Source organism: Bartonella sp. AD328YNZD (assembly GCF_042196425.1).
On the sequence record NZ_JBHIQG010000705.1, the window covers coordinates 1 to 747 of the forward strand.

At 39.2% G+C, this 747-nt stretch carries 1 protein-coding gene; it reads right to left on the minus strand.

The window, feature by feature from the left end:
* Positions 1–415 precede the first annotated feature (415 nt).
* A partial coding sequence (locus ACFIO3_RS14580) for a helix-turn-helix domain-containing protein (protein ID WP_375704729.1) occupies positions 416–747 on the minus strand: 332 nt, incomplete at its 5' end.

Below are 747 nucleotides of genomic sequence, written 5' to 3' on the forward strand. Positions count from 1 at the left end.
AAATGTCGATAAAATGTGGATTTTTAGTTGGCACTTCAAGCCCCCCTCCGGTTGCGAGCGCCCTCGCATTGGTATTCCGGGAGCCTGAAAGCACTGACCTCGAATCAGTTTTTTTGCTTTTAGTGCTGAGAAGCACCTGGACATAGCAAAAACTCCCGGAATTCCGGGATATCCAAAAAAGTGGGTTCATTTTTACGCTCGGATTTAGGACCTTTAATCCCTCTTGATCGGTGCGTAGACGATCAAAATTACACTCTAAGTGATAAAGTAACTTCAGAAGCTTGGCAAGAAAAATCAAGAATTTTCTATTCTATTATGCCGTAAAACAGGGGGATGGTGTGTTGGTTTGAATGTGACTTAAGCATGTTTTGTTGTTTGATATATTATTGAATAATGTTGATCGTTGTGCTTTTTCCTAATCAGAAATCAACCACAAGATTGCTTTTTGTTTTTTCGGCTGGAGCTCTCTAAAGTTTCTCAACAGAGTGTGTTCTTTTTCGCTATAGGTTTCTTGATTGTGGTGTAAGAGGGTTTCTTTTGTGGGAAGATTTTCTTTTGTGGCAATGTCTGCATAAAAAAAGTTCATAGGAACTTCTAGTTTTTGAGCGATTTCCAGTAAACATTTGGCACTTACACGATTGAAGCCTTTTTCGTATTTTTGGATTTGTTGGAAACTGACACCTAAATGGCTTCCTAATTCTTTTTGGGAAAGTCCCATGGAAATGCGTCTATGACGGATTCTTTTGC